The organism is Aeromicrobium sp. (assembly GCF_049587115.1).
In the GTDB taxonomy this organism is placed as follows: Bacteria; Actinomycetota; Actinomycetes; order Propionibacteriales; family Nocardioidaceae; genus Aeromicrobium.
Genome location: NZ_JBAVDI010000086.1, coordinates 1 through 7,365, shown reverse-complemented (window position 1 = coordinate 7,365; position 7,365 = coordinate 1). Strand labels below are relative to the sequence as shown.

Below are 7,365 nucleotides of genomic sequence, written 5' to 3'. Positions count from 1 at the left end.
GCCCAGGTCAGCGTGGAAGATCCGCCGCTGGTGGTTCCGCCGGAGGGGGTGCCACCGGTCGTGCCGCCGCCGGTCGGGGTGCCGGTCAGATCGCCGACGAGTCCGCCCACCAGGCCGGTCACGCCGCTGGTGGTTCCGCCGCCGCTCGGGGTGCCGCCGCCAGTCGGGGTGCCACCGGTGCTGCCGCCGCCACCGGTGCTGCCGCCGCCGCTCGGGGTGCCGCCGCCGCTCGGGGTGCCGCCGGTGCTGCCGCCGGAACTCGGCTTCGGCCGGTTGGCCTTCTGCTCGGCCGACCTGGCCTTCGAGCGCTGCGTCGGGCTCAGCGTCTGGTCGTTCGACGCGGAGGTCAGGACCGAAGCGGTCGAGTAGCCGTTGGGTGACTGGGTGAAGTCGCCTTCGGCGTACTTGGCCGAGATCGAGAGGACCAGGTCGACGTAGGAGTCGGAGTGGTTGTACCGCTTGACCGCTGACGCGGCGCCGGGACGTGTTGAGAGATCGTCGGTGCCCGCGCACAGGTAGATGCCGGCCGCGGTGGCGGCGTCATCGATGTCCTGCGGGTTCTTGCGGCCGTCGTTGTCGGAATCGACGGCGACAGACTTCCAGGTGCCGGGGATGAACTGCATCGGGCCGACCGCACGGTCGTAGACCGGGTCCTTGTCGAGCGTGCCGCTGTCGGTGTCGGAGATCTTTGCCCGGCCGTTGTTGCCGTCGAGTGCCACGCCGTAGATGCCGGGGGTCGCGACGCCGTCGGCGTTGAGCGAGTTGCCGTTGGTACGACCGTGGTTCGACTCGACGCGACCTATCGCCGCGACGAGGTTCCACGGGAGCTTGCAGGACTCGTCGGCCTTGCCCAGCAAGGTCTCGGTGCGGCGGTAAGCGTAGAGCGCGGAGGAGGGAATGCCGTTGGTCGACAAGGTGGAGACGGCGCCGGGCATGCCGGCCTTCTCGTCGATGCCGGCCGGGGTCGGCTGCACGCTGGCGGGTTGCTCGAAGGCCGTCGCGGGGACGGCCGGTATGCCGGATCCGGTGTTGTCGCCGGACGCGGTCGCAAGCTGCGCGTTGGAAAGAGCGGCTCCCCAGGCTCCCACCAGGACCGCCATCGGGACCAGAGCGCTGGCCTTCTGCCAACGTGTGAGCGTACGAGCTCCCATAAGTACGTGCCCTCCATGCTGTCGCGGTATCGCGACTTAGCGTAAACCGATGTTACAGCAGCCACGTCGGGCCGCAAAGTCAACGAACACCAACACAACGAGTCCAGACCCCTCCAAGTTACGCGTAGATGACGCCGCCGACCAACTGAGAATTCGGTTGAGGACAATGGAGGGCGTGAATTCAAACTCCGCGTCGGAGCAGCTGTTCGCCCGCGCCCGCAATGTCTCGCCCGGCGGCGTCAACTCACCGGTTCGCGCCTTCCGCGCGGTCGGTGGCACGCCCATCTTCATGCGCTCGGGAGCGGGCGCCTGGCTGACCGACACCGACGGCAATCGCTACGTCGACCTGGTCGGCTCGTGGGGTCCCATGCTGCTGGGCCATGCGCACCCCGAGGTGCTGGCCGCAGTCACAGACGCGGTGGGGCGCGGCACGTCATTCGGCACGCCGAGCGAGCCGGAGGTGTTGCTGGCCGAGGAGATCGTCGGACGGACTCCGGTCGAGTCGGTGCGCATGGTGTCGTCGGGCACCGAGGCCACCATGTCGGCGATCCGGTTGGCGCGCGGCTTCACAGGTCGCGACAAGATCGTCAAGTTCGCTGGTTGCTACCACGGTCATGTCGATGCGCTGCTCGCCGAGGCCGGCTCGGGTGTCGTGACGCTGGGGCTGCCCGAGACACCTGGGGTGCCGGCCCACGTCACCGCCGACACGATCGTGCTGCCGTTCAATGACCGCGCCGCCGTGGACGCGGCGTTTGCGGAGCACGGCGACCAGATCGCCTGCCTCATCACCGAGGCTGCCGCCGGCAACATGGGCGTGGTCCCCCCGAGAAGTGGCTTCAACGCCTTCCTCGCCGAGACCTGCACCCGGCACGGCGCCCTGTTCATCAGCGACGAGGTGATGACCGGATTCCGGGTGACACGCTCGGGCCACTGGGGCCTGGATGGTGAGCCAGAGGGCTGGCGTCCTGACCTGCTGACATTCGGCAAGGTCATGGGCGGGGGCTTCCCCGCGGCGGCATTCGGCGGTCGGCGGGACGTGATGGAGATGCTTGCTCCGGTCGGTCCGGTGTACCAGGCCGGGACTCTCTCGGGCAATCCGATCGCCACGACCGCGGGCCTGGCGACGCTGCAGCTCGCAGACGCCGCAGCGTATGCCCGGCTGGACGACGCGTCGGCCCAGCTGCAGGCCATGGTGGGTGAGGCACTCGCCGACGCCGGCGTCCCACACGTGATCCAGAACGCCGGCAACATGTTCAGCGTGTTCTGGGGTGCCGAGACGCCAGTGACGAACTTCGCTGGCGCCCAGGCTCAGCAGACGTGGCGCTACCGGCCGTTCTTCCACGCAATGCTGGCGGCCGGCGTGTACCTCCCACCGAGTGCATTCGAGAGCTGGTTCGTCTCGGCGGCCCACGACTCGGAGGCACTCTCTAGAATTGCCGAGGGGCTCCCCGGAGCCGCCCAGGCGGCCGCCCGAGCGGTCAACCCAGAGCGAAGGACGGAAGCCGAATGAGCACTCGCACCACGGTCCACCTGATGCGCCACGGCGAGGTCCACAACCCGCTCGGCGTGCTCTACGGACGCATCGCCGGCTACAACCTCTCCGACCTGGGCCACGAGATGGCCGCGAAGGTTGCCGAGTCGCTCGAGGGCAACGACATCACGCACCTCGTCTCCTCGCCGTTGGAGCGAGCGCAGCAGACGGCCAGACCGCTCGCCGACATCCTCAAGCTCGACATCTTCACCGACGACCGCGTCATCGAGGCCGGCAACCGATTCGAGGGCAAGACCTTCGGCGTAGGCGACGGCGCCCTGAAGCGCCCCCAGAACTGGTGGCTCCTGCGCAACCCGCTCCGGCCATCGTGGGGCGAGCCGTACAAGGAGATCGCAGCCCGGATGCGCGCTGCGGTCGACGACGCCCGGGAGGCCGCCCGCGGTCACGAGGCAGTCATCGTCTCGCACCAGCTGCCGGTCTGGACCACGCGTCGCTCGTACGAGAAGGCGCGCTTCGCGCACGACCCGCGCAAGCGACAGTGCTCGCTCGCCAGCCTCACGACGCTGACGTTCGAGGACGACACCTTCGTCAGCCTGAAGTACAGCGAGCCGGCCGGCGACCTGATCCCCGATGCCCTGCGGAACAAGTTCGTCGGAGGCGCATGAGACACCTGCTCGATCGCCCGGCCCGTCGCGTCCCGGTCGTGCTCGGGGTCGCGGTCGCGGCGCTGCTCTTGCTGACAGCGTGTGGCGGTGGCAGAGATCGCACCACTGACGGCTACGTCGGGGCCGACGGCAGCAAGGGTGGGCTGGTGGTCCTGGTCGACTCGGCTGATCGCAAGCCCGCGCCGGTCCTGACCGGAGAGGGTCTCGACGGCAGACCGCTGTCGACCGCCGACTACGCCGGGCAGACCTTGGTGATCAATCTCTGGGGACCGTGGTGCCCGCCATGCCGCGCCGAGGCGCCGGCTCTCAAAGAGGTCTCCGAGGAGTATGCCGATCAAGGCGTGCAGTTCATCGGGATGCTGACCAAGACCCCGGATCCGGCGACAGCGATTGCGTTCAACCGGCGGCAGGGCATCACCTATCCGAGCTTCGCCGACCAGGGTGGCAGCCTCGAGCTGGGCTTCGTCAAGAGCCTGCCGACCCAGGCGATCCCCACGACGTGGGTCATCGACGCCAAGGGTCGGGTCGCGGCGCGGATCATGGATCCGAAGCTTCGCGCCTCGACCTTGGCCGGTGTCATCGACGACGTGCAGAAGAGCACGCCGTGACCGACTGGTTCAGCGACACGATCCTCTCGGGCAACCTGCTCCTCGCCGTCCCCGTCGCGGTCCTGGCGGGCCTGATCTCGTTCTTCTCCCCGTGCGTCGTGCCGCTGCTGCCGGGCTACCTCTCGTACGTCTCCGGGGTCGCGGCGCAGGATCTGGAGTCGGCCCGCCGCGGCCGGCTGCTGGCAGGAGCCTTGTTGTTCGTGCTGGGATTCACGACCGTGTTCGTCCTGGGCGGTGCGCTGTTCGGCTCGGTCGGTCTGGAGCTGCAGCGGTACCAACGTGAGCTGTCCATCGTCACCGGGGTCCTGGTCATCGTGCTGGGTGTGGTCTTCATCGGCTTCGTACCGTTCATGCAGCGGGAGTCGCGGGTGCACGCCGTCCCAACCGTCGGCCTGGCCATCGCGCCGGTCCTGGGTGTCTTCTTCGGACTGGGCTGGACGCCGTGCATCGGCCCGACGCTCGCTGCCGTTCTGGGCCTGTCGTTCGCCGCGGACGATGCCTCCGCCGCGCGGGGAGCATTCCTGGCGTTCACGTACTGCTTGGGACTGGGCGTCCCGTTCGTTCTGGCGGCGCTCGGGTTCGGCCGATTCATGCACGCACTCTCCTGGTTCAAGCGCAATCAACGTCTCGTCTCGATCGCCGGTGGAACCCTGCTGATCGCGGTGGGTCTGATGCTCGTAACCGGCTTGTGGGATCACCTGGTCGGCGAGATGCAGTCCTGGGTCACCGGGTTCGAGGCACCCGTATGAGCACCAATGCCGTCAGCGAGCTGGGTCGCCGGGAGCTGACTCGATGGTTCTGGCGTCAGCTCACCTCGATGCGCACCGCGCTGTTCCTGCTGCTCCTGCTCGCGGTTGCTGCAGTCCCGGGATCGCTCGTCCCACAGCGCGGTGTCGACGCCCGGGCGGTCGAGCGGTACTTCATCGATCACCCCGGCAGCGCGCCGACGCTGGACAAGCTCGGCTTCTTCAACGTCTACGCGTCCCCGTGGTTCAGCGCCATCTACCTGTTGCTGATGGTCTCGCTGGTCGGCTGCATCATCCCGCGGTCATTCGTCTACCTTCGAGCGCTGCGGGCCCGGCCGCCGAAGGCGCCGCGCAACTTCTCCCGCCTGCCCGCCTCGAGATCGTTCGAGACCTCGGCGACGGTCGCCGAGGTCATCGCTGCCGGCCGCCGCTCACTGGGTCGTGCGCGGATCGACGCCGCCGACCGGGAGCAGGGCGTTGCGGAGCTGAGCGCCGAGAAGGGCTACCTGCGTGAGGCCGGCAACCTGGTCTTCCACATCAGCGTCGTGGTCGTCCTGGTCGGGGTCGCGTTCGGGACGCTGTTCGGCTATCGCGGCTCCGCCATCGTCACCGAGGGGCAGGGCTTCTCCAACTCGCTGACCCAGTACGACGAATTCGGTTCGGGGGCCCTGTTCGATGCGGGTCAGCTGCCGCCGTTCTCCCTCGCGCTGGACGACCTGACCGCGAAGTTCCAGCCGTTCGGGAGCCAACAGGCCGGTGCGCCACGGCTGTTCCGCGCCGAGGGCACCTACACCCCGGAGCCGGGCTCCGATCGTCGCCGGTTCGACATCACGGTCAATCACCCGCTCGAGATCAACGGCACCTCGGTCTACCTCGTTGGCCAGGGCTACTCGCCGGTCCTCAAGATCACCGACGCGCAAGGTGCCGTCGTGTTCAACGAGGCGGTGCCATTCCTGCCGAGCGACTCGACCTACACCTCCAACGGCGTGATCAAGGTGCCCGACTCCGAACCCGAGCAGCTGGGTTTTCAAGGGTTCTTCCTGCCGACTGCGGCCACGGGCGCCGACGGGGCCTCGATCTCGATCTTTCCGGCCGCCGCGAACCCCCTGCTGGGACTGTTCGTCTGGCACGGCGACCTGGGCCTGGACGACGGCACGCCGCAGTCTGTGTACATCCTCGACAAGACCGCGATGAAGCAGTACCTCGCACCCACCGGCAAGGGCTACCGGATCAGCCTGTCGCCGGGGCAGGTCCAGGACCTGCCGGACGGCGGCATGATCGAGTTCGTTGCGCTCAAGCAGTTTGCTCGGTTCCAGATCAGCTCGTCACCGTTGGTCAAGGTGCCGCTGATCGGGATCGTCGCAGGCCTGCTGGGGCTGATGGCATCGCTGTCGATCAAGCCGCGCAGGACCTGGATCCGCGCGCGTCGGGAGGGTTCACGTACCGTGGTGGACGTCGCCGTTCTTGATCGCGTACCCCGCGACGAGCTGCCGGCCGACCTGGACGATTTCCTCGAGCGGTTCCGTGGGGCACTCGGGGAGACAGAGGAGAGAGCATGACGCTCGCGCAGTACGAACAGTTCTCCAACTATGCCGTCGCGTCCGCCACCGGCATCCTTGCCCTGGCCTTCGTCATGTACGTGGCGCAGTGGGGATTCGCCCGCAACGTCGCCCCCGACCGCGAGCTCGTGGCTGCCGGCACGGAGCTCGGTGACCCGCCCGCGGAGCAGGACACCGGTGCCGGGCGCAGCGACATGGCGGGCAGCATCGGCTTCTCCCTGACCGGACTGTCGTGGCTCGTGCTGCTGGTCGGCGTCATCGCTCGCGGGCTGTCTGCGCAGCGGGTGCCGTGGGGCAACATGTACGAGTTCGGCTGCGCCGCGGTCCTGGTGGCGCTGACTGCGTACATCGTGCTGGTCCGCACGTGGGCGATCGACTGGGTGGGTCCGATCATCACGGGCTTCGGCACCGTCGTGCTGGGCCTGTCGGCGCTGGTGTTCGTGCCTCCCGGCCCGCTCGTCCCAGCGCTGCACTCCTACTGGCTGGTCATCCATGTGCTCGGTGCCATGATCGCCGGCTCGGCATTTCTGGTTGGTGCCGCAGCATCAGTGCTCTATCTGGTCAAGTCCAGGGCCGAGCGCAACACGGCCGTGGAGGACCGGATCGGGTTCCTGTGGCGCATCCCGCCGTCGGCGAAGATCGATCAGGTCGCCTACCGGGTGCACGCGTTCGCGTTCCCGATCTGGACGTTCGCGGCCCTCATCGCCGGCCCGATCTGGGCGCAGTACGCATGGGGTCGCTACTGGGGCTGGGATCCCAAGGAGGTCTGGGCCTTCATCACCTGGGTCGTCTACGCCGGCTACCTGCACGCGCGGGCGACTGCCGGATGGAAGGGCAAGGCTGCCGCGATTCTCGCGCTGGTCGGCTTCGCGACATTCGTGTTCAACTTCGTCGGGATCAATCTGTTCGTCTCTGGGCTCCACTCGTACGCCAAGTAGGGCGCGCGGCTCGTTCCTCGCCGCTCCACCGGCTCGTTCCTCGCCGGTGCCGCGCTGCGCCCGGGCGCCTGCCTCGCCTTCGGCTCGGCCGGTGGTTGGTTCGCGGCTTTACCGGATCGTTTCTCGCCGGTGCCGGGCTGCGCCCGGGCGCCTGCCTCGCCTTCGGCTCGGCCGGTGGTTGGTTCGCGGCTTTACCGGATCGTTTC

At 68.3% G+C, this 7,365-nt stretch carries 7 protein-coding genes; 6 read left to right on the top strand and 1 reads right to left on the bottom strand.

Going from position 1 to position 7,365, the window contains the following annotated elements:
- Nucleotides 1-1,151, bottom strand: a 1,151-nt coding sequence (locus WB461_RS08805; protein ID WP_423852358.1) for a lytic transglycosylase domain-containing protein, incomplete at its 3' end; no start/stop codon positions are given.
- A gap of 166 nt (nt 1,152-1,317) precedes the next feature.
- Here WB461_RS08805 and hemL point away from each other — a divergent pair.
- From hemL to ccsB, 6 genes are read left to right on the top strand one after another with little or no spacing between them, the layout of a single operon-like run.
- Entirely contained in the window at nt 1,318-2,661 is a 1,344-nt protein-coding gene (hemL, locus tag WB461_RS08800) for a glutamate-1-semialdehyde 2,1-aminomutase (protein WP_423852357.1), read from the top strand.
- Nucleotides 2,658-3,308, top strand: coding sequence for a histidine phosphatase family protein (locus WB461_RS08795; RefSeq protein WP_423852356.1), 651 nt, complete (start codon nt 2,658-2,660; stop codon nt 3,306-3,308). The genes hemL and WB461_RS08795 overlap by 4 nt, the downstream gene beginning before the upstream one ends.
- Nucleotides 3,305-3,916: a TlpA family protein disulfide reductase gene (locus WB461_RS08790; protein WP_423852355.1), complete on the top strand. Its 612-nt coding sequence runs from the start codon at nt 3,305-3,307 to the stop codon at nt 3,914-3,916. The genes WB461_RS08795 and WB461_RS08790 overlap by 4 nt, the downstream gene beginning before the upstream one ends.
- A complete protein-coding gene (locus WB461_RS08785; RefSeq protein ID WP_423852354.1) occupies nt 3,913-4,665 on the top strand; it encodes a cytochrome c biogenesis CcdA family protein in 753 nt (250 codons plus the stop codon). The genes WB461_RS08790 and WB461_RS08785 overlap by 4 nt, the downstream gene beginning before the upstream one ends.
- Nucleotides 4,662-6,221 (top strand): cytochrome c biogenesis protein ResB, encoded by a 1,560-nt coding sequence (gene resB / locus WB461_RS08780; protein ID WP_423852353.1) that lies wholly within the window; start codon nt 4,662-4,664, stop codon nt 6,219-6,221. The genes WB461_RS08785 and resB overlap by 4 nt, the downstream gene beginning before the upstream one ends.
- On the top strand, nt 6,218-7,159 hold the full coding sequence (ccsB, locus tag WB461_RS08775) for a c-type cytochrome biogenesis protein CcsB (protein WP_423852352.1): 942 nt from the start codon (nt 6,218-6,220) through the stop codon (nt 7,157-7,159). Before resB ends, ccsB begins: the two co-directional genes overlap by 4 nt.
- The last annotated feature ends 206 nt before the right edge of the window (nt 7,160-7,365 follow it).

Coding starts and splice junctions, on each gene's coding strand:
- hemL (WP_423852357.1), top strand. CDS start 1,318: ATGGAGGGCGTGAATTCAAACTCCGCGTCGGAGCAGCTGTTCGCCCGC.
- WB461_RS08795 (WP_423852356.1), top strand. CDS start 2,658: ATGAGCACTCGCACCACGGTCCACCTGATGCGCCACGGCGAGGTCCAC.
- WB461_RS08790 (WP_423852355.1), top strand. CDS start 3,305: ATGAGACACCTGCTCGATCGCCCGGCCCGTCGCGTCCCGGTCGTGCTC.
- resB (WP_423852353.1), top strand. CDS start 4,662: ATGAGCACCAATGCCGTCAGCGAGCTGGGTCGCCGGGAGCTGACTCGA.
- ccsB (WP_423852352.1), top strand. CDS start 6,218: ATGACGCTCGCGCAGTACGAACAGTTCTCCAACTATGCCGTCGCGTCC.